The sequence below is a fragment of the Nocardiopsis sp. iso_25 genome (assembly GCF_056173305.1).
Window position 1 is genome coordinate 3,024,979 of record NZ_CM149667.1, and the last position, 20,252, is coordinate 3,045,230.

At 70.4% G+C, this 20,252-nt stretch carries 17 protein-coding genes and 1 pseudogene; 8 read left to right on the forward strand and 10 right to left on the reverse strand.

Annotated features, from left to right (window positions below):
• The first annotated feature begins 71 nt into the window (after nucleotides 1-71).
• A pseudogene (locus AC0VX6_RS13080) lies at nucleotides 72-806 on the forward strand (transposase family protein).
• A 208-nt stretch (nucleotides 807-1,014) separates the two neighbouring features.
• Here AC0VX6_RS13080 and AC0VX6_RS13085 read toward each other — a convergent pair.
• The 5 genes from AC0VX6_RS13085 to AC0VX6_RS13105 form a co-directional block, all read right to left on the reverse strand.
• Entirely contained in the window at nucleotides 1,015-2,250 is a 1,236-nt protein-coding gene (locus AC0VX6_RS13085; protein WP_475464928.1) for an IS701 family transposase, read from the reverse strand.
• A gap of 102 nt (nucleotides 2,251-2,352) precedes the next feature.
• Complete coding sequence (locus tag AC0VX6_RS13090; RefSeq protein WP_475468898.1) at nucleotides 2,353-4,302, reverse strand: DUF3732 domain-containing protein; 1,950 nt, start codon at nucleotides 4,300-4,302, stop codon at nucleotides 2,353-2,355.
• Nucleotides 4,303-4,333: 31 nt separating this feature from the next.
• A complete protein-coding gene (locus tag AC0VX6_RS13095) occupies nucleotides 4,334-4,819 on the reverse strand; it encodes a three component ABC system middle component (RefSeq protein ID WP_475468900.1) in 486 nt (161 codons plus the stop codon).
• Nucleotides 4,816-6,027: an ABC-three component system protein gene (locus AC0VX6_RS13100; RefSeq protein WP_475468902.1), complete on the reverse strand. Its 1,212-nt coding sequence runs from the start codon at nucleotides 6,025-6,027 to the stop codon at nucleotides 4,816-4,818. Before AC0VX6_RS13100 ends, AC0VX6_RS13095 begins: the two co-directional genes overlap by 4 nt.
• A gap of 760 nt (nucleotides 6,028-6,787) precedes the next feature.
• Nucleotides 6,788-7,645 (reverse strand): helix-turn-helix transcriptional regulator, encoded by an 858-nt coding sequence (locus tag AC0VX6_RS13105; RefSeq protein WP_475468904.1) that lies wholly within the window; start codon nucleotides 7,643-7,645, stop codon nucleotides 6,788-6,790.
• Nucleotides 7,646-7,815: 170 nt separating this feature from the next.
• Here AC0VX6_RS13105 and AC0VX6_RS13110 point away from each other — a divergent pair, with 170 nt between their 5' ends.
• The 7 genes from AC0VX6_RS13110 to AC0VX6_RS13140 all read left to right on the forward strand — a co-directional run bounded on the left by AC0VX6_RS13110 (nucleotide 7,816) and on the right by AC0VX6_RS13140 (nucleotide 16,217).
• Nucleotides 7,816-8,646, forward strand: a complete 831-nt coding sequence (locus tag AC0VX6_RS13110; protein ID WP_475468906.1) for a Rossmann-fold NAD(P)-binding domain-containing protein — start codon at nucleotides 7,816-7,818, stop codon at nucleotides 8,644-8,646.
• Between the two features lie 387 nt (nucleotides 8,647-9,033).
• On the forward strand, nucleotides 9,034-10,758 hold the full coding sequence (locus AC0VX6_RS13115; protein WP_475468907.1) for a SpoIIE family protein phosphatase: 1,725 nt from the start codon (nucleotides 9,034-9,036) through the stop codon (nucleotides 10,756-10,758).
• Between the two features lie 497 nt (nucleotides 10,759-11,255).
• Entirely contained in the window at nucleotides 11,256-11,963 is a 708-nt protein-coding gene (locus AC0VX6_RS13120; RefSeq protein ID WP_475468909.1) for a class I SAM-dependent methyltransferase, read from the forward strand.
• 176 nt (nucleotides 11,964-12,139) lie between these two features.
• Nucleotides 12,140-13,255, forward strand: a complete 1,116-nt coding sequence (locus AC0VX6_RS13125) for a SagB/ThcOx family dehydrogenase (RefSeq protein WP_475468910.1) — start codon at nucleotides 12,140-12,142, stop codon at nucleotides 13,253-13,255.
• Nucleotides 13,256-13,259: 4 nt separating this feature from the next.
• Nucleotides 13,260-14,534, forward strand: a complete 1,275-nt coding sequence (locus AC0VX6_RS13130; protein ID WP_475468912.1) for an MFS transporter — start codon at nucleotides 13,260-13,262, stop codon at nucleotides 14,532-14,534.
• A 136-nt stretch (nucleotides 14,535-14,670) separates the two neighbouring features.
• Entirely contained in the window at nucleotides 14,671-15,261 is a 591-nt protein-coding gene (locus tag AC0VX6_RS13135; RefSeq protein ID WP_475468914.1) for a TetR/AcrR family transcriptional regulator, read from the forward strand.
• Nucleotides 15,258-16,217 (forward strand): EamA family transporter, encoded by a 960-nt coding sequence (locus AC0VX6_RS13140; protein WP_475468915.1) that lies wholly within the window; start codon nucleotides 15,258-15,260, stop codon nucleotides 16,215-16,217. Before AC0VX6_RS13135 ends, AC0VX6_RS13140 begins: the two co-directional genes overlap by 4 nt.
• Before the next feature lie 18 nt (nucleotides 16,218-16,235).
• On the opposite strand, the gene AC0VX6_RS13145 is transcribed toward AC0VX6_RS13140, so the two are convergent.
• The 5 genes from AC0VX6_RS13145 to AC0VX6_RS13165 all read right to left on the reverse strand — a co-directional run bounded on the left by AC0VX6_RS13145 (nucleotide 16,236) and on the right by AC0VX6_RS13165 (nucleotide 20,126).
• Nucleotides 16,236-17,135: a Vgb family protein gene (locus AC0VX6_RS13145; RefSeq protein WP_475468917.1), complete on the reverse strand. Its 900-nt coding sequence runs from the start codon at nucleotides 17,133-17,135 to the stop codon at nucleotides 16,236-16,238.
• A gap of 13 nt (nucleotides 17,136-17,148) precedes the next feature.
• Complete coding sequence (locus tag AC0VX6_RS13150; RefSeq protein WP_475468919.1) at nucleotides 17,149-18,039, reverse strand: alpha/beta fold hydrolase; 891 nt, start codon at nucleotides 18,037-18,039, stop codon at nucleotides 17,149-17,151.
• Nucleotides 18,040-18,143: 104 nt separating this feature from the next.
• Nucleotides 18,144-19,034: a dihydrodipicolinate synthase family protein gene (locus AC0VX6_RS13155; protein ID WP_475468921.1), complete on the reverse strand. Its 891-nt coding sequence runs from the start codon at nucleotides 19,032-19,034 to the stop codon at nucleotides 18,144-18,146.
• A 106-nt stretch (nucleotides 19,035-19,140) separates the two neighbouring features.
• On the reverse strand, nucleotides 19,141-19,335 hold the full coding sequence (locus AC0VX6_RS13160) for a hypothetical protein (protein ID WP_013152937.1): 195 nt from the start codon (nucleotides 19,333-19,335) through the stop codon (nucleotides 19,141-19,143).
• A gap of 269 nt (nucleotides 19,336-19,604) precedes the next feature.
• Complete coding sequence (locus tag AC0VX6_RS13165; protein WP_475468923.1) at nucleotides 19,605-20,126, reverse strand: ATP-binding protein; 522 nt, start codon at nucleotides 20,124-20,126, stop codon at nucleotides 19,605-19,607.
• Between the last annotated feature and the right edge of the window lie 126 nt (nucleotides 20,127-20,252).

A 20,252-nucleotide genomic window follows, 5' to 3' on the forward strand; every position in this document is an offset into this window, starting at 1 on the left:
CCCCGCTAGATCGTTGATGGGGAATCTCTGAACCTGCTGCGCCCATGACGAAGGGCGTCGAGGATCGGTGTGTGACGACCAACCTTGACGCCCTTCTGACAGCACTCTACGTCCATCTGGACGACCATGTGCTCCCTTCAACGGATCAACCCCACCGGGGCGGCCCCCTGCCTGCTCACCGACGCTGAACTTGTCTGTGTCGTCATCGCCCAAGTCCTGCTGCGCCATGACTCCGAACGGCACTGGATACGGGTCGCATCGGCCCGTATCGGCCATCTCTTCCTGCGCCTGCCCACCCAGTCCGAGTACAACCGCTGCCTACACGCCTTGGCTCCGACCTTGCTCCTGGCCGCCCACTGGCTCAACCGGGCGACCCTCACCCGGCACGAGAACTTGAGGTTAATGGACGGTACCCCGGTGCGGTGCGGGGCCTCGCGGGTCACCGTCAACCGCTCCGGTTTGGGTGAGATCGCTGGCTATGGGATGGACAAGTCTCACCACGCGTTCTACTGGGGCGCAAAGCTCATGCTGACCACCACCGCCGAGGGACCGGTGTGCTTGTTCTCCCTGGCCCACCCCAAGGAGCTGGACGAGCGCAAGCAGGCGCTGCACCTGCTGCACGCGCAACCGCCTGCGGCGGGGCCGTGCCAGGACGGGTGTTTCCGGGGTGGTTGCGGCAAAGGATCGAAGCGATCATCTGGGTGTTGAAGAACCAGTTCGGGTTGGAACCACACGCTGCACGCATGGTTGAGGGGCTCTGGGCTCGTGTGTGTCAGCGCATCTGCGCGTTGAACGCGGTGATCTGACACAACTGGGGAATCGGTGCCCCGGTCAAGCGATCGATGATGGCCTACGACCACTGGCCAGGACACACATTTCCCATCAACGATCTAGTAGTACTTCGTTAACTTGTGTCGGGTGGGTGCTGCTGTGCGAGTGGTCGGTGACAGGTGTGGCACACGCCGGTCCAGCACAGCAGCACCCGTTGGAGCTCCTCCAACACCTGGTACAGACTCAGACCGACGTCCGACTTTTTGGGTCCAGCCTCCGCAGGGTCAGGAACGCTTGGGCCGCGCTGACCAGCGTGACGTGGTGGTGCCAGCCCCGCCAGGTCCGTCCCTCGTAGTGATCCAACCCCAGACCGTGCTTGAGCTCGCGGTAGTCGTGCTCGATCCGCCACCGGATCTTGGCCAACCGCACCAGATGCCGTAGCGCGGTCTTCGTATCCAGGCTGGTCAACCAGTAATCGGTCGGCGCCTGCTCATACGGGGGCCACTGGGCGATCAGCGTCTGAGCGGGCAGCACCCCGTCCCAACCACCCCGGCCTCCTGCCCGGGCCAGAGCCGCCTCGCGGGCGGACTTACCCGCCAAACGCACGTCCATGACCAGGAACCGGCCCCGCATCGCCCCACGTGAGCCCTGCCGCCAGGTGCACCGGCGCAAGGCCCCACGCCCCCGCTCCAGCGCCAACTCCTTCAGCGTCCGGGCCGGGGTCCGATAGCGCGGCAGACGCGGACCCGGACCAGGCCGCTCGGGTGCCTGGGGCACCACCCCACCGGGGTGGGCGTTGAGATCACCGCGTACCGCGACCACGTAGTCCAAACCGCGCTCGGCCAGACCCTGCCGGAAGCCGTGGATCTGCCCGTACCCCGCATCGGCCACCACCACCTGGTCCTCAAGCCCCCAGGAGCGGGCCTGATCCACCATGTCCAGGGCCAGCCGCCACTTCTCCCGGTGGCCCACCTGCTCGGGCACACCCGTTTTGGCGCGGCGCTCATCGGCGGGGTTGGCCCACTCCTTGGGCAGGTAGAGCCGCCAGTTCAGCGGCACCGACGCGGTGTCGGTGACCGCGTGCAAGCTGACCGCGCTCTGGCACACCGCCTGCTTGCCCAGGGCGCCGCACCACTGGTGGGCCGCTCCCACCGACTCGGTGCCCGCTTTGGGGATACCGGAGTCATCGATCACCCACGCATCCGGATCGATGGCCCGGCTGGCCTTGGTGGCCACGCGGCGTTGGACGGGGACGTGGTCCCAGGGGGACTGGCCCACGAACTGCTGCAGCGCTTGCATGTTGCCGTCGGGCAGGCGCTCGGCCATGGGTTGGATGGACTTGCGTCGCCCGTCCAGCATTAATCCGCGCAGGTAGCAGCTGCCCCAGGCCCGGGAGTCCTTACGGGGGATGGAGGCGAGGACCTCGGCGCAGAACGCGTCGAGGTCCTCACGGAGTTCTTCTACAGCGGTCAGGTCCACGGGTCCATGATGGCGGAACCAGACCGCGAAATCATAGACTTAACGAAGTACTACTAGCGGGGTGTGGTTCCCGGCACGCCGGGATCGGCTGTGCCAGCAACCTCAGCCGAGCCACTCCAACGGAATCAGCGCGGTGCGATTACCTTCGGCGTCGGGACGCCAGTTGCCGATCACGGCTTCCTGGAACCAGTCTTCGGGCAGGTTCGCGTGGTCGCAGACGATGATCTGGAACGCTCCGTTGTTGAGCCGGACGACGTCGTTGAGGAGTTGGAAGTAGGCGGTGACGGTTGTCCAGTCGGCGTCTTCGATGGTGGAGGCATCGCGGGGCTTTTCCGGGAAGAAGGCCTGGGTCGGCTGGTCAAGCATGAGGAACCCGGGAACGGGCCGGTTGTTGCGTCGCAAGTAGGTGTGCAAGGCGAGGTGGGCGACCAGGTGGTAACCGATGTGGTTCTTGGCGCTGCCGATACGCGTGAGGGGCAGCCGTCCGGAGGGTCGTCTGAGGACAACGTTGAGGAGCTTGAGGCTGATGGCCACTTCGGTGGCGCCTGCTGCGCCTCCAAGGTTGAGCTGCTTGGCCCAGGCAGTCATGCCGATGGCGATGGTGGCGAGACGGCGCTCGGTCTCGGCTGCTACATTGTCTTCATCGACGAGCTGTTCGAGCGTGGTCGTGTGCTCTTCGGCGAGGGCGAGGTTGTGGCGCAAGCGGGTGATGTCGTCGTTTGTGCCTGTGCGGGTGAGTGCTTCGGAGATGCGGCCTTGGACGTGAGCGACTCGCAGGTTGTATTCCTGCAGGCGGCTCATACGTTCGTCGCTGGCGAGGAGTTCTCTGAGTTGGGTGCCATTCAGCCTGAGCTGTTCGGCCACGGCGGCGCGTTCGGTCTGCAGAGCAAGTCGGTGTTCTTCCCGGACGGGCTGGAGGGTCTGCGCCTGGGCAAGTTCTTGTGCGAGATGGTCGGTCAGCTCGGAGATGTCCTGTGCGGTGGGGTCGGGGTGTGGCAGGGGCTGGGTACACATGGGGCACACGCTGGTGTTGTGATGGCGTTCAGGGCCGAGAAGCTCGAGCGTTTTGAGGCGGTCGAGTTGAAGGTGGAGTTCGCCTGTGAACGCGCGGCCCTGCTGCTGCCAGCGGTCGACTGCGGCCAGTGCCTCGTCGAAGTCCTGGAGCTGTTCGCGAAGGACGCGGCGTTCGTCGTTGAGTTCTTGGCGCCGGTCGCGTATGTCGAGTGGGGCCGCGGTCTGGGGCGCGGTGGCCAGGGCCTGGTGGAGAAGGTCGAATACCTGTGCGTTCTCGGGGGCTGCGGGGACGTCAGTGAGGAGGCCTTCTGCCTCCGCGAGGCGTACGAGGGCTAGGCCGTTTGCGTCCATGGCCTGCTGGTGACGCAGGGCGTCTTCGAGTTTCCGCTGTGCTGCGCGCTGGGTTCGCTGGGCTTCGCCAAGACGGTGGCGGCGTAGTGCTTGTTCGGGGCCGGCTGCCCCGAGAAAGTACGGCAGGGTGTCTTTGAGCGCCTGTGCCATGCCGGACTCGGTCTGGCGGTGGAACAGAGCCGTCTGGTCGGCGATCTCGTTCTGGTTCTGGAAGCAGAGCAGGGCCGCTTGGGCGATGGAGACGTCGAAGGCGCTGCGGGCGGCGCCGGTGGGTGGCTGGAAGCGGAAGTCCTCGATCCCCAGGCGCGCGCTGATTTCGCTGCGCAGAGCCGCGGCGTTGGAGTTGGTGACAAGTTCGTCGGAACGTGGGATTTCGAGCGTGGTGTCGCCGGTGCGGATGAAGGCGTTCTGGGTGGAGGCTCCGGTCGGGCGGGGCCGGGCCAAGACCATGCGCGAGGTGTCCGAAAAGGTGACCAGGAGGGCGTACCAGCCGACGGTCTGGTCGATCAGGTCGTCTGGCAGGTTGGGGGCGCGGCGCCCGAGGCAGTAGTCGACGATGGCGAGAACTTCGGACTTACCGGTTTCGGACTCGCCGGTGAGGATGTTGAGAGCCCCGGGGCGGAACCGCAGGAGCCTTGGGGTTTTCCTGCCGTCTCGGTGGTACAGGGCCAGGGCGAGCAGCTGCATGACGGTCTTGGGGCTCCTTTGTAGGGGCGGGTCAGGGTCGGACGCCGAGGGTCGTGAAGGCTCGGGTGGGGTCAGTTACGGCGAGCCAACGGCCGACGAGTGCAGCTGCGCGGGCGCAGTCGGCGACTTCCTCGCCAGGGGCGGCGGACGGGGGTTTGGGGGCGCGGGGGCAGGTCAGTCCGGCTGGAGTGACGTCTATGGCGTGGTGGCGCATGGCGGTGCGCAAGCTAGCGCGGGTGTAAGTGGTGAGTGCTGCGGCGCGTTCGGCGAATGCAGCTTGGAGGCGCGGGTGGTCGTTGGCCCAGGCGGTGAGTGTGACGGTGGACTTGTTTGGCAGGGATTCTCGTGTGTCTGTGGGCAGGACGAGGGGCAGGATCAGGAACGCGCTGGGCCAGGGCAGGGGTTGATGCGCTCTTTTTGTTGCGGTGTTGACGGCGCTGGCCAGGAGGTAGGCACCGAAGGCGGGGTTGAACAGCGCCTGTGCCTCCGACACGTTGCGGTGGGAGTCGGTCGTCACTGTTCCTGCGCTTCGTCGGGGCTCTTGCAGCGGTCTTGGTAGTCGGGGTGCCAGCCGAGTTGCCGCTGGGGCGTGGCGGTGTCGGCCTGGTCGGACAGGCCGTGGGTGCTTCCTTTGCCGACCCAGGGTGCGGTGACTGTGCCAGGGCGCAGCGGGGTGTCAGCGACGCGGTCCATGGTGGCGTCCAGGATTTCCTGACCGATGTCCTGGCGTGCTTCTTCGCTCGCGTCGGCGGGGATGCGCCGGGTGCGGCGGCGGAAGGCTGTCTCCCACTCGTAGTGCAGTTCGCCTTCGTATTCTTCAAGCCGTTCCGGGGTGATCTTGAAGGTGCGTAGCCATTCGGAGCGCTGTGCCCGGGCGAGATGGTAGTCGCGCAGGTACATCGCGACTTCGTCGTCGGGAAGGCCGATCCACCGCATCTGAGTGACGACCAGGCGGTCGCTGTAACCGGCGATCTCGGTCTCGGTAAGATTGCGCAGGGTTTCGGTGATCGGCAGATGTTTGCCGGTGTAGCGGCCGGTGACCTCGTCGCGGCGGCACATGAGTTCCTGGGCGCTGGCGGAGGCGCGTTTACGCTGAGGGTTCTTACGTTCCAGGAGTTTGACCGCCACGCCGTACCACCACCCTTTGATCTCCTCGAGGGCGTCCTGAGCGTGGTCGCTCGGCGTGATCCCCAGTTCCTTGGCCAGGCTAGGGTCGAGGTCTGACATCAGCGGGGCGCCGCCGTTGACGGTGATGGCGCTGACGAGCTCCTGGCGCCGGGCTGGGGTAAGGCTCATGAACAGTCGGCGGTCCTCGACGGTGGTGTCGGGTCCTTTCTCGTCGTTGGCGGTCTGCTCCATGCGCTGCAACGCCTCGGCTTCGTCTCTGTCCGGGCCAGCGCTGAGGTAGTGGAAGAAGGTGCCCGGTAGTGCGGTCTGGGTCGAGACGAGGCGCAGGATGGGCATGGCGGCGCCTGAGGGCTCTGAGAGCTCTTTGAGGGCGTCGATCCAGGATCCAACCGAACGCCAGAAGTCTTTCCCGGTCTCACTCAGCGGGCCAGCGGCTTCGCGGTGCTTGGCCTGCAGGAGTTCCCGCGGCGCCTTGCCCTGGTCGAGGAACTCGATGTCGTCGAGGAGTTCCATGCGGACCTCGGCAGTCGGGTCCTGCCAGCTGCGACGGGCGAGCTCGAGCAGAGCAAGCTCGCACTGGTAGAGATATCCGGTCATCTGCCCTGCCGCCGAATGCGACCTTGCTCGTGCCACGTTCCCCACTACTGATCGTGCTTATCCCAGCGGCGCGAGTCCCAGCCCTGACTGACCACACCAGAACCTAGGTGTATTGATCCTGTGCGTAACGTCTGGCTGTGTCGCGGCTGGTCATTCCTTGCGACGAAAAGCGGCAGCGAGAGGTGGCGGGTTCCTCGAGCTTGCGTGGAACGCTTTTAGTGTCGCGACTGGTCATGTCCCCCGACACAACAGCGGCAGCGAAGGCTATTAGTCCCTGGGTCCTGGGTGTGTCCCGCTGGTCCCGGCCACGGTGCTCGAAGTTGGCCTATGTGGGGATCTGCTGGGGGCCTTACTGCCTGAGTTCCCGGGGGTGGGTTTCGGGCCTCTCCTCGAAGTTGATCTTGCTACCAGAAGCAAGGCCGACATCGGCCTTGCTTCTGGTAGCAAGATTATCGAGAACATGCCGGTCTCGGAAGCATTCGACACATTTCGGCCCGGGTTTGAGGCACTCCAGCTACGCACCCTACTTGCCTGACGACCCGGCTCCCTCGCCTGCTCCTCCGGCTGAACCCTAGCCCACCAGCGCCCTTGCCGCCGCTGTAGCGACGCAAAGAATAACCGGCCATGACATGTCCAGGCGTTGGGCGCAGGTGTGGGGAGGGCACCGGCCATAGGCCGTGTTCGTGAGGCGGATGGATGACAGCACCCTCAGAGCGTGAGACTCCCAGGGCACGGAGTGTGATCAAACTCAGAGCAGACCCTAGGGCCGTGACGAGGGCTCGGGGACCGCGAGGCCGAGCTGGAGGCGGGTGAGCTTGTCGTGGTCCAGGGTGCCCGGCTCCGCGCTGAACACGACCACACGCAGCTCGGTGCCCGGCACGGCCAGGGTCTGGCAGTCCAGGTCGAGCACGCCGAGTTCGCCGTGGTGCACGCGCTTGCGCAGCGTCGCACGCGGACGCACGTCGTGCCGCCGCCACTGCGCCGCGAACCCGGGATCGCGCTCGGCGAACTCGCCGACCAGCCGCCGCAGCGCGGAGTCGTGCGGGCGGCGGGCCAGCGCCTCGCGCGTCTGGGCCGCCGTCTGCGCCTCGAACCCGCCCGCCGACTCCGGCGGCGCCGAACACACCGTTCCGCCCAGGCGCATGGACAGCCGCAGCACATTGCGCTCGGCCGGGGCCAGCGCGGCGAAGTCCGTGATCAGCGCGGACGCCAGGCCGTTCCAGGCCAGGACGTCGTGGCGGGCGTCGCAGACGTAGGCGGCGACCGGGCCGAGCCGCTCCAGCAGGGCGAGCACCCCCGAGGGGACCTGTTCGGCCGGGCCGGGCCGTGCGGGCGGCGCGTGCCCGGCGAGCCGTGACAGGTGCGCCCGCTCCGTCTCCGACAGCGCCAGGGCCCGCCCGATCGCGTCGATGACCTGCGGTGACGGGCGCGGAGCCCGGGCCTGCTCCAGCCGCTCGTAGTAGTTCACCGAGACCCCGGCCAGGTCGGCGACCTCCTCGCGCCGCAGTCCCGGTGTGCGCCGCACGCGCCCGCGCGCGGTCTCGGGCAGGCCGACGTCGGCCGGGCGCAGGGCCTCGCGGCGGGCGCGCAGGAATCCGCCGAGTTCTCGTTTGTCCACGCCTCCAGCCTGCCACGCGCGCGGTCGGCCAACCACGGACCACTGGTCCGGGGACGACGCGGCCGTTCCCCCGCGCGGTGAACCCCGCCAGTGTGGCGGAGGACGGACCGAACGACACGGGCCGGACGAAGCAGACGCAGACGGACCGAACATCCGAAGGGACCGAAGACATGAGCATCCTCGTCACCGGCGGCACGGGCAACACCGGCCGCCCCCTCACCGAGGCGCTGCGGGCCCGCGGCGCGCACGTGCGCGTTGCCAGCCGCGGGCCCGGCCCCGGCGGCGTGCCCTTCGACTGGGCTGACCCCGAAACGCACGCCGGGGCACTCGACGGCGCGCGGGCCCTGTACCTGGTGCCGCCGCCGATGACGCTGGACCCCATGCCGACGGCCGGGCCGTTCCTGGAGGCGGCCCGGGCCGCCGGGGTGCGGCGCGTGGTGCTGCTCGGTTCGCTGGCGCGGCTGTCCGAGGCCTCCGGCGTCGCGGAGCTGGGCGAGGCCGTGCGGCCCTTCCCGGAGTGGGCGGTGCTGCGTCCGTCGGGGTTCATGCAGAACTTCACCGGGGCGCACCCGGTGGCGGCGGGCATCCGCGAGCGCGGCGAGATCCGCTCGGCGACCGGCGAGGGGAAGCTGGGGTGGATCGACGCCGCCGACATCGCGGCCGTCGCGGCGCAGCTCCTCCTGGCGCCGGGGCCGGTGGCCGACGAACACGTGCTCACCGGTCCGGAGTCGTTCGGGTACGCGCGGGCGGCGGCGGTCATCGCCGGGGCCGCCGGTCGGCCGGTGCGCCACACGCCCGCCCCGGCGGCCGAACTGGTCCGGCGCAACCTGGACGCGGGCATGCCCGAGCCCTTCGCCTCGGCGCTGGTCCGGGTGGACGCCGACATCGCCGGGGGCAGCGAGGACTTCGTCACGGACACGGTCCAGCGCCTGACCGGCCGCCCGCCCCGCGCCTTCGCCGACTTCGTCCGGGCCCGCCCGCGGGAGTGGTCCGCGGCGTGAGCGGCGTGGCGGGCCCGCGACGGGCCCGCCCCGCGGTCGGCGGTCCGGTGCCCTCGCCCGTCCCCGGGCCCGCCTCGACCCCGACCCCTCAGGCGGACCGGTGCCCCCGGGCTCGCCCCCGCACGCCGGGGCGAGGCGAGGCCATCGCGCTCAGATGCCCTGGTGTACGTTGTCCGAGGTGGTCGTGTCCGCTGCGGGCCGGTGCAGGCGAAGAGCCCCCGGCGCCGGAGCCCCGCCGGTACCGGCCGCCGCGGGACTCGTCCCGCTCCTCGAACGGACACGAGCGTTTCCGGCCTGACGGCCCTGCGCGGGCATGGCGGACACGCACCGGGTGTGCCCGCCCCGGCCGGGGCGCGTGCGGGCGGGCCCGCGAGACAAGGAGCCGCTGTGGGCGATGGTTCTGGTACTTACAGCGGTTCGGCCGGTCCGTCGGATCGGCACCGCTTCCTCATGGAGGCGCTGGACCGCGTGAACGCGGGCGTGTACGCCGTCGACGAGGGGGACCGCCTGGTCGCGGTCAACGCCACCGCTCTGCGCCTGCTGGCCCGATCGGCGGACGAGATGCTCGGGCACGACGTCCGATCGCTGCACCGGGACGCCCGGGGCCGGAAGGCCGTCGAGGAGGCGGACGACGCCTCCCACGGGAGACCCTCCGGCCCCTTCCCCCGCGCTGGGGAGTCCTGGTTCGAGCGCGGCGACGGCACGCTCCTCCCCGTGTCGTGGTCCGCCGTCCCCTGTGAGCCCGACGGTTCCCGGATCGCGGAACTGGTCTTCTTCCAGGCCGTCGAACAGGACGGGGGGAACCCCGAGCGAACCGCCTTCCCCCGCCGGACACTGTCGGAAACGGAGCGGCTGGCCCTGCTGGCCGACACCACCGCACACCTGATCAACAACGTGGACGTGGAGAAGTCCCTGCTCCGGGTGGTGGAGCTGATGCTTCCACGCCTCGCGGACTGGGCGATCATCGACCTGATCACCGAAGGCGACGAGGTCTTCCGCTCCCTGGTAGTCCAGGCGGACCAGGGCAGGCCCACGGTGCGCGAGGACCTACAGGGTCCGATGCCCCCGGTGCCCGAAACCTCCAGCATGCCCCTGTCCAAGGCACTGCGGGGCGCCGCCTCCACCCTCGTCGACCGTGAGATCTACGCCGGTCCGCCCGACACCGGTATCGCGGTGGAACAGCGCAGGCTGTTCGAGGCGACGGGCATCAACACCGCGGCCATCGCCCCCGTCCGCGGGCCCCGTGAGGTGCTGGGCGCTCTGACCCTGGGGCGCACGGGCTCGCAGCACCCCTTCACCCGCGACGACCTCGCCCTTCTGGAGGACATCGCCCGGCGCGTCGGCCTGGCCCTGGAGAACGCGCGCCACCACCAGCGCCAGCGCCAGGTCGCCGAGACCATGCAGCGCTACCTGCTGCCCCAGCTCCCACGGCTGTCGGGAGTGGAGATGACCGCCCGGTACCTGCCCGCACCGGACGTCTCGCACGTCGGCGGCGACTGGTACGACGCCTTCCCCCTGCCCAACGGCGACACGGCCCTGGTCATCGGTGACGTCGTCGGCCACGACCTGGACGCGGCGGCCGGGATGGCCCAGCTCCGCAACATGCTCCGGGCCTACACCTGGGCCCGGGAGCAGTCCCCCCACCGCACGCTCGAACGCATGGACCAGGCCCTGGAGCGCATCAGCGACGTCCACATGGCGACCCTCGTCCTGGCCCACCTGACGGTCGACGAGGCCGGACGGTGGGAACTGCTGTGGTCGAGCGCCGGGCATCCCCCGCCCCTGCTCGTCCACCACGACGGCATCACCCGCTACCTCGAAGAGGGAAGCGGGGTCCTGCTCGGCACGGGGATGGCGCGACCGCGCGCCGACGCGCGCATCGTCCTGCCTCCGGGATCGACGCTCGTGTTCTACACGGACGGCCTGATCGAAGCCCGGGGGCAGTCACTGGACACGGGCCTCAGCCGCATGCGCCAGCACGCGGCCTCCCTCGCGCACCGACCCCTGAACTCCTTCGCCGACCAGCTGCTGGAGCGCGCACGGCCGAGCGGCAACGACGACGACGCCGCCCTGCTCGCGATCCGCGTTCCGGCGGCCCCGACCGGCGGCTGAAGCGGCGGCCGCCCGGAAAAGGGGGCCGGAACCGGGGCCTCCGTCCCGCACGTGCGCACACCCGCCCGGACCCGTCCGGCATGACCACGCCGCGAGGACCTCCGACGACCCGGACGCCCCGTTCCTCGGCGGACCGGGAGGGAACGGCGTTTCCGAGACCGCGCCCACCGGGTCCCCGCAAGGCCCCCATCGCTTCTTTCGGGTCTCTCGCTCCCGTCCGCGCGAACCCGTTATCCCTCTGCGAAAACCTCGGTGACCTGGTTGTTCCCCGCCGGTTCTCCCCGGTTTAGGAGTACTGCCTTACCACTGATGTCCGTATCTGACCAGACTCTTGACGGGGTACTTCCCCTGCCATAATTTCTACTCAATCACCTGAGGGTTGAATTTGGAGGCCGAAGATTTCCGATCATCCCCCCTCGGCGTCTCCCCTGGAAGCCTATGAAGAGCTTGCCAGTCAATACGACGCGACATCGAGAACTCCTGACTACTACCGATGGATGAACCTGTTCAGTGACCTCCTGAAAGAATTCGACGCTCCCGGAGAAAGGCTGGCCGATCTCGGCTGCGGCACCGGAAACAGTTCTGTGGAACTCCATAAGAACGGATACAGGGTAACCGGAGTCGACCTCTCTCCCGCGATGGTGTCGGTAGCGGAGGGCAAAGAGGAGATGCGGGGGATCGATTTCCTCGTGGGAGGGTTGGCGGATCTCCCCCTGCCGTCCGGGAGATTCGACGCCGTGGTCTCCGCGGGCGAGGCGTTCCACTACCTCTCGGGGGACGAGGAGCTTGACGCGGCCTTCGCCGAGGCCGCGCGGGTGCTGGTGCCCGCCGGACTCCTGGTCGTGGAAGTGAACACCGAGCTGTCCTTCCGCGTGCTCTCCCAGGCTCCCAACATCCGCCGTTCCGACGACGGGTTCATCGCCTTCTCACCGCTGGCGCCGACCGGTTTCGTTCCCGGCGGATCCATCGACCTGGAGGCGGACTCCTTCGCTCGGGTGCGGGGCGGTGAACTGTGGGAACGCTCCATCACGCGGCACCGGCTGCGTCACCTGACGCATGAGCGCATCCTCGAAGGCATCGCCTCCGCCGGTCTGGAGTTCGTCTGCGTCCGGGGCTTCCACGCGGGAGCGCTGGAGGAGGGCCTGGACAACGGGAAACACCCCAAGGCTCTGTACGTCGCCAGGCGTACAGATTCCGCGGACTGACTGCGGAAATCCCCCCGTTGGATCGTGGATCCAACAGCTAAGGAGAAGACCATGATCAAGATCGAGTCCGTCGAAGAGATCACCATTATCATCGTGTTCAGCGCCAGCTAGCACGTGGCCGGAGGAGGTCGGCCCCTCGGCGGGGCCGACCTCCTCGTCTTACAGGGAGCGGTACTGTGAAGTACAGGTCGGCCAAGCACCTCGAATGCTTCTGGGACGCGTCCGGTTTCTTCGTCAAGAACCCGCTGACGAAGGCCAGGATCAGCACCGAACCGATCACCGTGAGCGTTCTCCACAGTTTTTCCGAGTTGCGATCCGTCTCCGATGTCGCGCAGGACCTGGGGCTGGAGGAGGACGTCCTGGAAAGCGCGGTTTCCTCCCTTGCCGCCCTCGGTTTCCTCGAATCCGGGGAACAGGGCGAGGCCGGAACCGGGTCGGGGGGTTTCGATGCCTGGGCGCCCTGGGGGAAGGAGGGGGTCTCATTCCACTTCTCCACCAGGGACGTCCCTTTCACGGAGAGCACCGACGAGGTCCGGGAGGAACTCACGAAGGACCCTTCTCCCCCCGTGTTCAAGGAGTACAGGGACGCGGACAGGATCTTCCTCCCCCGTCACCAGAAGGACCCCGGGCACTCCTACCGCGAGGTCCTCTACCGCAGGAGGACCCACCGGGACTTCGTCGACGCGCCCGTCAGGCGCGAGGTCTTCTCGACCCTCATGGCGATGACCTTCGGAGCGAAGGACTTCATCGACGCCGAGCAGTTCGGCGCCCTCATGCTGCGCACCAGCCCCTCCGGCGGCGCCCGGCACGAACTGGAGGCGTACGCGGTCGTCACCGACGTGGCCGGAATCGCTCCGGGGACCTACCACTACAACGTCCGGGAGCATTCCCTGGAACTGCTCCGGGAAGGCGGGTTCCGGGACCGCCTGACCCTGGCGTGCGACTCGCAGTCAGGGGTGGGTGAGGCGCCCTTCTCCGTGGTCCTGACCTCGGTCGTCTCACGTCTGAGCTTCAAGTACCGCCACCCCCGCGCCTACCGGGTCATGCTGATGAACGCCGGGCACCTCGGCCAGACCTTCGCCCTGACGGCGACGGCGCTGGGGCTGGGCCCCTTCCAGACCGCCGCCTTCAACGACTCGGCAGTCGAGGAGCTGCTGGGCGTCGACGGGGTCCGGGAGACCGCGCTGTACGTCCTCTCCGCCGGTGTCCCCGCCGTGGACGCCGACGGGGAAGCGGTTCTCACCCACCCGCCGATGAGCGTGGAGGGATACCGCAGGGCCAGGTTCGAGTAGGCGCATGGGCACCGACTCCTCACAGGCCGGGGACACCCCGTCGGTAGTGGGACTGGGGGGAGCCTTCCACCGCTTCTGGGTCGGACACACGTCGGCCAACCTCGGCGACGGCGTCCTGTTGACCCTCTTCCCGCTCATGGCCGCCGCCCTGACCTCCGACCCACTCGCGGTCTCGATGCTGACCGCGGCGGCCTACACGCCCTGGCTGCTGTTCGGCCTCCACGCCGGGGCGCTGATCGACCGGATCGACAAGCGCCGCGCCATGGTCGTCGGCAACGTCGTGCGCTGCGTGCTGCTCGGTGTGCTGGCGGTGGTCTCCTGGTTCGGTCCGGTCCCCGTCTGGGGGCTGTGCCTGTTCGTCTTCGCCCTGGCGGTCTGCGAGGTCTTCCACGACGGCTCGGCCCGGGCGCTGCTGCCCGTGCTGGTGGCGCGCGGCCTCCTGGTCACGGCCAACAGCCGCCTTCAGGGGACGCGTGTGGTGGCCTCGGACTTCCTCGGCGGCCCGCTCGCGGGACTGCTGTTCGCCCTCTCCGCGGGGACGGCGCTGCTGTTCAACGCGGGGGTGTACCTGGTGGGGGCGCTGTTCCTGCTCGCCGTGCCCGCCGCGGTGCGCTCCCCCGGCGGGGAGAGGAAGGGGGTGGAGGGCGGGCGGGCGCCGGACACGGAGCGCCACTCACTGACCCGCGAGGCGCTGGAGGGGCTCCGGTTCGTCAGGGACGACCGCGTCCAACGGGGGTTCGCCGCGGCCGCCGCCGTCTCCGGGCTCGCCACCGGCGGGGCGTCGGCCATCCTCGTCCTCTACATCACCCGGACCCTCGGCGTCCCGGAGGCGCTGTTCGGGGTCTACACGATGCTGTCCCCGGTGGGGGCGCTGGCGGCCTCGTTCCTGTGCGCCCCGTTGGGGCGGTGGTGCGGCCACGGGCCCCTGCTCATCACGGCCCACCTCCTCGGGGGCGGGGCCCTGCTGACCATGGGACTCCTTCCCGGCGTCGTCGTGGGAGCCCTCGCACTCGGCGTGTTCGGCCTGGCGGCGACGACGATCGCGGTGAGCGCGGGCTCCATCCTCCAGGCGGTGACGCCGGAGCCGATCCTGGGACGCGCGTCCATGGCCCGCATGATCTTGGCCCAGTCCTCCGTTCTCCTGGGGGTCCTCACCGGCGGCCTCCTGGGAGGGCTCGGGCTCCCGGCGCCCTTCGCGGTGGGAGGTGTCCTGCTGCTGGCCGCGCCCCTGGTGTTCGGCCGCGTGTTCCGGGAGGGAGCGGAGCGCGCCGGGGTGTGAGCGGGCCCCGGCCCGGGCCAGGGGATCCCTGAGCGCCCCGCACGCCCCCGGCGAGCGGGGCGCCGGGCCCGCTGGAGAGGTCCGCCGTCAGATATAGGTAGACTGGTCTACCTAAATACGACACCGGAGGTGCACCATGGCCAACGTCGAGGAGGCCCGGCCGCGTGCGGGCTCGGCCCGGGAGAAGCTGCTCGGCGCGGCGGCGCGGTTGTTCTACGCCCACGGCATGACCGCCACCGGCATCGACGCGGTCACCGCCGAGGCCGGTGTGGCCAAGATGAGCCTGTACAACAACTTCTCCTCCAAGGAGGAGCTGACGCTGGCCTACCTCCAGGAACGGCACCGGGAGTGGCTCGACCTGTACCGGCGCCGCCTGGAAGGGGCCGACACTCCCCGGGAGGGGGTCCTGGCGGTGTTCGACGCCTACGTCGACCACGCCTCGGCCGCCTACGAGCACGGGTTCCGCGGCTGCGGGCTGCTCAACGCCGCGGCCGAACTCCCCGCGGGCGCACCGGGCAGAGCGCGGGTGCGCGAGCACAAGGAGCAGGTCGAGGCGCTCGTGACCGGGCACCTGGAGCGGATCACCGACCCCGACACGGCGGCGCGCACCGCCCGGCACTGCTCCTTCCTGCTGGAGGGCTCCATGGCCCGGGCCGGGCTGGAGGGAGCGCCGGACCGCCTCCAGGAGGCTCGCGCGATCGCCGCGGCCCTGGTGGACGCGCTGTGAACCGCCACCGTTCGCTGGGCATCGCGGCCATCACGGTCACCTCCGTCCTGTGGGGCACCACCGGAACCGCGGCGACCTTCGCCCCGCAGGCCGGGCCCCTGGCCATCGGCTCGGCCGCCCTGGGGATCGGCGGCCTGCTCCAGGCGCTGATCGCCCTGCCCGCGCTGGCGGCGGCCCGTTCCCGTCTGCGGGACAACCTGCCCCTGGTGGCGGTGGGAGCCCTGGCCGTGGGCGTCTACCCCCTGGCGTTCTACGGCTCGATGCACCTGGCGGGGGTGGCGGTGGGCACCGTGGTGTCCCTGGCGTCGGCACCGCTGGCCTCCGGCCTGCTGGAGCTGGTGGTCCAGCGCACACCGCTGAGCCGGTGGTGGATGCTGGCCGCAGCGGTGGGCATCGTCGGCGGCGTGCTGCTGTGCGTGTCCAACACGGCCGCACCCGCCGCCTCGCCGGGCGGGACGGCGGCCGGTGTCGCGCTCGGGCTGGTGGCGGGCCTCACCTACGCCGCGTTCTCCTGGGCGGCGCACACCCTCATGGGGCGCGGCATCGACCGGGCGGCGTCCATGGGGGCGGTCTTCGGCTGCGGCGGCCTGCTGCTCATGCCGGTGCTCGCGCTCACCAGCGCCCCCCTGGTGGCCTCCGGGCAGGCCTTCGCGGTGGCCGCCTACATGGCGCTGGTGCCCATGTTCCTGGGCTACCTCTTCTTCGGCTTCGGCCTGACCCGGGTCTCGGCGAGCACGGCCACCACGGTCACGTTGAGCGAACCCGCGGTCGCGGCGCTCCTGGCGGTCCTGGTCGTCGGGGAGACGCTGACCGGCGCGGGATGGTTCGGCCTGGGGCTCATCGCCCTGGTCCCGGTCATGCTCGCCATCGCACCGGCCCCCGGCCCGGCGGCGCGGCCCGCCGAACCGGCCCGTGCGGCGGGGACGCCGGTGACCGGGGACCGCGAACCGGCGTGAGCGCCGAGTCGCGGGGCCTCACCGCGCCAGGGAGGCGATACTGCCGGTCTCCAGGGCGACCCAGACCGTTCCGTCCGCGGTGACCGCGACGCCATGGGGCTCACGGGAGGGCGCGGGTAGGTCGAACAGGTCGATGTCGCCCTCCTCCGTGATGTGCCCGACGCGGTTCGCGCCCCACTCGGTGAACCAGCAGCCGCCCGCGGGGTCGGCGGCGATGGTGTGGGGGCGCGAGTCGCGCCGGGGGAGGGGGAACTCCCGGATACGCCCGTCCGCGGTGAGGCGACCGATCTGGCCCGCGGCGGTCTCCACGAACCACAGGGCGCCGTCCGGACCCGCGGTGATACCGACGGGCCCCGCCTGGCTGGTCGGGAGGGGATGAAGGGTCACGTCCCCGCCGACGGTGACGCGGCCGACGGCGTCGGCCTGGTTGAGGGTGAAGTACAGGGCTCCGTCGGGCCCGGAGGCGATGAACGACGGGAACCCTCCCCTCGTCGGCAGGGGGAACTCGGCGACCTCCCCGTCGGTGGTGATACGACCGACACGGTCGGCGTTCATCTCGGTGAACCACAGCGCCCCGTCGGGCCCGCTCGTGATGCCGAAGGGCTGGGCGTCAGGGGTCGGCAGGGCGAAGGAGTCGGTCCCGCCGTCCGCGGTGACGCGGCCGATCCTGCCGTCCTTGGTACGGGTGAACCAGACCGCGCGGTCCGGGCCCGTGGTGATGATCGAGGGCGCGCACGCGGCCGAGTCCAGCGGGTACAGGGTGACGGAGCCGTCCGGTGCCATGCGGGCGATCCGGCCGTCGTGGACGAGCGTGGCCCACAGCGAACCGTCGGACCCGGCGGTGAGGCCGTACGGTCCGGAGCCCTGCGCGGCCACGGGGTACTCGCGTACGGAACGCTGCTGGAGGCGGTGTGCCACAGGTGTCCTCCGGTTATGCGGTGGGTCGGGCGCGCACGGTGTCCCAGATGACGTGGGCGAGTTCCCGCGGGCGGGCCATGGGCACGTTGTGGTGCGCGCGCATCTCCACGAGCGTCCGTTCCGGGCGGGCGGCGACGACGGCCCGCACCTCGTCGCGGCGCGCGGCGTAGAAGCCCCGGTCGGGAAGGACGACCGTGAGCGGGCAGGTGAGGCGCTCGTAGACGTCCACGCTGGGGTAGACGGCCGCGTCCGGCGCGGGGGCGCTGATCACCGCGATCTGCTCGGCGGGCGGACGCCGCAGCCACGTGTGCTGGTCCCTGCTGAAGGAGCGCTCCAGCACGCCGCGTACCAGGCCGGGGCGACAGTCCTTGTTGAGTTCGTCCCCGGGGGCCTCCCGCACACCGCGCTCGATGTACTCGCGCGCCTGTTCGGGGGAGGCGGACCACCCGTAGCCGAACCGGGCACGGACCCGCTCCATCGCCTCGGGTGTGGTCCACCGCTCCTGGTTGGCCACGGCCTCCTCGCGGGTGTTGAGGACGAGCCCGTCGACGACGCACACCGCGGCGGGGCGGACCAGCCCGCTGGCGGCCACGGCGGTGACGGCGTAACCGCCCAGCGAGTGCTCGACCAGGACGGGGTCCTCCCAGCCGAGGGCCCGGACCGCGCCGGCGAGGTCGCGCCAGTACTGTTCCGCGTCGTGGGAGTCGGTCCTGGTACGGCCGTGTCCGCGCAGGTCGACGGCGACGACCCGGCAGCGGTCAGTCAGGTGGGCCGCCACGTCCGTCCAGGCGGCCGCGTTGTGCCCGCTGCCGTGTACGAGGAGGACCGGGGCACCCGCGCCGCCGAAGTCCAGCGCGGCCAGGGCCTCGTGGCCGAGGTCGAGTGTGGTCTCTCGGGTCTGCACCGGATCATCCTGGGCCCGGTGCGTCCTGGCCGCAACCGTATTTCCCGTGTCGCGGCGTGGACCGCTGGCTGCGGGGCGCTGGCAGACGTCCCCGCAGGCGCCGTTCAGACCAGGCCCAGCTGCTCGACCACACGGGCCACCCGCTCCCGCTCGGCGGCGGGCAGTCCCAGGATCGGGCGGGGCAGGCAGTTGGGGGCCACCAGCCCCAGGTGTTCGGCGATCGCGGCGATCACGCGCAGGCTGCCGTGGGAGGCGAACAACTCCCACAGCGGACGCAGCCGTTCCGACTCCGCCGCCGCCCCCTCGGCGTCACCGCCCAGCGCGGCGCGGACCAGGGGCAGAGCGGCGGCGGGCAGGGTTCCGCCCACCACGGAGAACCAGGCCCGGCAGCCCGCGTTGAGCCCCGTCGCGGCGACGCCGTCACCGGAGATCCCGATGGTCACGTGGTCGGGGACGGCCGCGCGGACCGCCGCCACACGTTCGCGGGCGGCCGCCGGGTCCGCGGGCACCGGCGGGATCTTGATCGCGGCCACGGCGGGCAGGGCGGCGACGCGCGCGTACAGTCCGGTCGAGAAGGTGAAGCGCGTCGTGCCGGGGTTGTCGTAGACCACCAGGGGCACCGACAGCTCGGCGGCGACGGTCTCGTAGAGCGCGAACACGTCCTCCTCGGTGAGCGGCTGATAGCTCACCGGGGCCAGCAGCACGGCGGACGCACCGGCCTGCTGGGCGTCCTGGGCCAGCGCCTGCACGTGGGAGGTGCGCAGCGCGCCGATACCGACGACCACCGGTGTGCCGTCCGCGTGCTGTACCGCCGTCCGGGCCGCGCGGCGGCGCTCCTCCCGGTCCAGGTAGGCGTAGGAGCCGGTCGAACCCAGCGCGCCGATGGAGTCCACGCCCGCCTCCGCCAGGCGGGTGACCAGCCCCGCGTAGGCCCGCTCGTCGAAGCGGTCGTCGTCCAACGGGGTCAGCGGAAAGGCGCTCAGGCCGGTGAACATGCTGTCTCCTCATGTGTGCGGGGCGGGTACGGCGGCCGGGCGCCCGGCCCCGCCCCCTGCGGGTCGCGGGGGCTCGGCGGCGGAGAACACCTTCCGCACGGTCGTGCTACCGGGACCGCTGTTGCGCCTTCCACGCCCGGTGGAGTTCACGCCGGCGCTCGTACTCCCTCTTCGCGCGGTGCTGCGGATCGGTCTCGGGGGTCAGGGACGCCGGGCCCATGACGTGCAGGAGCGCGTAGTTGATACGGAACCCCGTCCTGTACAGCAACGAGAACGAGTCCTTCCCACGCGGCTTGTCCATCGCCGTCCACCTCACTGTTTCCTGGATCGCGGACGCGCGCCGCGAGAGAGCGGGGAGCCCATCGCCGCGAGAACCGCGGCCCTCCCCGCCCAGCAGCGTATCCGCCCGGTTTCCGCCGCCCCGTCCGACCCGCCCTGTACGGGCACGGCCCCGAACGGCTTCGCGGTTTCCGGCGCCGCGGCATTCGGTGCGGAGAGGCCTCGGACCCGTCGGCCCTCCACCGCGCCCCAGGACCCCGCCCGGCTGGCGGGGCGAAGCCCACCGGATCCTCACCCGGTGGCGGCCGGCCCACGCGGAAACGACCCCGGAGCGATGACCTCCTCGCCCTCACCCTCCGGCGGGTCGAACCTGGCCACGAAGTCCGCCAGCGCCTCCGGCGTGACCGTCAACGCGTTGGCGTCCCGGCGGCGGTTGCGCTCCGACAACCGCCGCAGCAACTCCTCGTGTCCCACGGGGAAGTACAGCAACCTCCACCGCGCCCCCGCCGACTCCACCAGCTTCTTCCACCCGGCCCGCTCAGCACGCCGCCACAGACCGTGGTCCACCACCACGTCACGGCCCTCGGACACCAGCGAGACCAGACGCTCGCGCACCCACTCCACCACCGGGGCCTGGCGCTCGAAGTACTCCCACTCCGGATAGTCCACCCCGTACCGGCCGTGCCGCCGGTGGACCTCCTCGTCCACCGACAACCGCACCACACCGCGCGGCTCCAGCACGGTCCGCGCGTAGGTGGTCTTTCCCGATCCGGTCAAGCCGACCAGCAGGAACACCACGGGGATCCGTCCCACACGTCCTCCCTCCCGGAGCAGCCGACGCACCGCTTCACCCGAGCGACCCCAGGAACCGCCATCGGACACATGCCCAAGATCGTTCCTGTTCAACGGTGCGCGCAACGTCCGAACCGCCGCCCCGGC

Bases quoted from the DNA above. Each gene is read 5' to 3' on its own strand.
- AC0VX6_RS13090 (WP_475468898.1), bottom strand. From the start codon at position 4,302: ATGCAGCTGCTCGCCCTGGCCCTGTACCACCGAGACGGCAGGAAAACC.
- AC0VX6_RS13100 (WP_475468902.1), bottom strand. From the start codon at position 6,027: ATGACCGGATATCTCTACCAGTGCGAGCTTGCTCTGCTCGAGCTCGCC.
- AC0VX6_RS13110 (WP_475468906.1), top strand. From the start codon at position 7,816: ATGAGCATCCTCGTCACCGGCGGCACGGGCAACACCGGCCGCCCCCTC.
- AC0VX6_RS13120 (WP_475468909.1), top strand. From the start codon at position 11,256: ATGAACCTGTTCAGTGACCTCCTGAAAGAATTCGACGCTCCCGGAGAA.
- AC0VX6_RS13130 (WP_475468912.1), top strand. From the start codon at position 13,260: ATGGGCACCGACTCCTCACAGGCCGGGGACACCCCGTCGGTAGTGGGA.
- AC0VX6_RS13135 (WP_475468914.1), top strand. From the start codon at position 14,671: ATGGCCAACGTCGAGGAGGCCCGGCCGCGTGCGGGCTCGGCCCGGGAG.
- AC0VX6_RS13155 (WP_475468921.1), bottom strand. From the start codon at position 19,034: ATGTTCACCGGCCTGAGCGCCTTTCCGCTGACCCCGTTGGACGACGAC.
- AC0VX6_RS13160 (WP_013152937.1), bottom strand. From the start codon at position 19,335: ATGGACAAGCCGCGTGGGAAGGACTCGTTCTCGTTGCTGTACAGGACG.